This window comes from Streptomyces sp. NPDC002793, from assembly GCF_040295485.1.
GTDB lineage: Bacteria > Actinomycetota > Actinomycetes > Streptomycetales > Streptomycetaceae > Streptomyces.
On record NZ_JBEOVL010000131.1, the window covers coordinates 1 to 1849 of the forward strand.

A 1849-nucleotide genomic window follows, 5' to 3' on the forward strand; every position below is an offset into this window, starting at 1 on the left:
CCGTCGACGTGCTCGCCCATGAACTCGTACGGGCCTGCCGTCCACGCGATCTCTACCCGGTAGACGCCCGGGGGAATGCGCACCGCCAGCTCCCGCGGGGGCCTGGTCGGCAGCCCTCTTCTGTACTCCCAGACCTGGTCGTCATGGAATGGCGCATCGACGACGAGCCGGCCGCTCGGTACGCGGATCGTCGTCAGCTCCTCGATGCACGTTACGACTACCGGCGTTGTCGGATCGTCGTACACCGTCCCAAGGTGAGCACCGCGCGTGAAAGCCGCCTCCAAGTACCAGGTGGCCTCAGGCCCGGCTGCCAGCCGCGCGTCCCCGACCCACTCCATGTCCTACTCCCTCCTCGCCACCCGGCCGGGCGGTCAACCGAAAGCTACGTGGGCCCTCTGACATCGGCACTTCTTGCATCGTCGCAATCCGTGATCGCTCCCCAATATCTGTGCCAGAACCCGCTACTGCTCGATAAATCCAGGCATTCTGAGTGGAAGACGCCCCTCTCCGCCAACTCCTCTGCGGAGCGCCATTGTTGTATGTCTACCCTCAAGAAGACGGCGGAGCTGGACGGTACGACGGGGCCAGCACTGTCAGTGACTTCGCTGAGCTCCGGACCCATCTCGACAGCCCCCAGCAAGTCGCCGCCCGCATCCGGGTATGCCGCGCATCGCCGTTGCAGGAGCGGAGAGCGTGCCTGGAGGTTCATGGAGAGCCGAGGAACTTGTCCGTCAACGATTCAATGAACGTGGCAGCCTCGATCTCGGTGACGGTCCTCACCGAAGGTCGAGCACCGCCCACACTCTGCGCCCGTCTTCCGCGGTGTCCGTGCCGCACGACACCGCGCCCAGCCCGGTCAGCTCGGGCAACACCGCGGTGTCACCGCCTGCCAGCCCCGGCTGGTGGGACAGGGCAACGACCAAGGCCTGCCGCTCCTGGTCTGCGAGATGCACGGACACACGGCGACCACCGTCCGCGACCGCCGTACGCACCAGCGCGCCCGTGAGATCTGCGGCAGCCTGGTCCGCCTCCCGGTACCCCCACTCGTGAAGCTGCCTCAGCACGTGTTCGGTGGCTTTGCCCGCCGCCCAGGGGGCCGCCTCCAGGCACCAGTTCGCGGACCGCCGGTTCCGCACCTTCATCCGGGCCCGTGCGGTACCCACCAGGCCGGTTTCCGGCCGCGGCGGCTGCAGGGGACGCTTGGGCGGGGGCGGGCTCTTCGGCGGGTAGTCCGGGGTGTGCTCAGCAGTGGCCATCGGCGCTCCCAGCATCAAGGCGAGTATTCATCGTAGGACCCCACCAGCCACAGCGCGGAGATCCGCAAAAATCGCACACGGCCGGCAACGGCATCCTGATCACCTCCTCCCCTGCCGAGATCGACGGCGTTGCGGCCTCATGGCCGCTGCGTCTGCGCAACGACGTCGACGGCGGGTGAACGAGCTGGGCGCAGCCCTCACGGCCGGGCGCGGCCATGTCTTCGGCGCGACCGAAGGCCCCGGCCACAGGACCGTTCTGGCGTTCATGCCCGACCAGTCCGAGGAAGGCGTCGGAACGCTGGCCCGGGTCCGCGCCCCCCGAGGACCCGGACGGCGAGGTTGTCTTCGAGCGGAGCGCGGAACGACCGATGGGGCTGTGGGCCGAAGCAGGGGTGAGCCTCCTCCAAATCCTGCCGCTGCTCGCGCCGGTCGGCGATTCCGGTCTCGCTCAGCGGGGTGCCGGTCCTGGGGGAATCCGTCGACGGAAGTCGTGCTGGTCTTACTGGTGTCGTAGGTCGCTGACGGTTTCGCCGAACTCCCGCTTGAGGGATCTGCCGAGGTGTTTGGGGTCGGGTACTCCCCAGCGTGCCGCG

The 1849-nt window shown here is 68.1% G+C and carries 1 protein-coding gene and 1 pseudogene; both read right to left on the reverse strand.

What is annotated here, in order from left to right; all coding sequences use genetic code 11:
* Window positions 1-338: pseudogene (locus tag ABT001_RS35935) on the reverse strand (hypothetical protein); the annotation flags it as partial.
* A gap of 438 nt (window positions 339-776) precedes the next feature.
* Window positions 777-1256 carry a hypothetical protein gene (locus ABT001_RS35940; RefSeq protein ID WP_351285900.1) on the reverse strand — a complete coding sequence of 160 codons (480 nt, stop codon included), beginning with the start codon at window positions 1254-1256 and terminating at the stop codon, window positions 777-779.
* Window positions 1257-1849: the final 593 nt, after the last annotated feature.

Bases quoted from the DNA above. Each gene is read 5' to 3' on its own strand.
- ABT001_RS35940 (WP_351285900.1), bottom strand. From the start codon at position 1,256: ATGGCCACTGCTGAGCACACCCCGGACTACCCGCCGAAGAGCCCGCCC.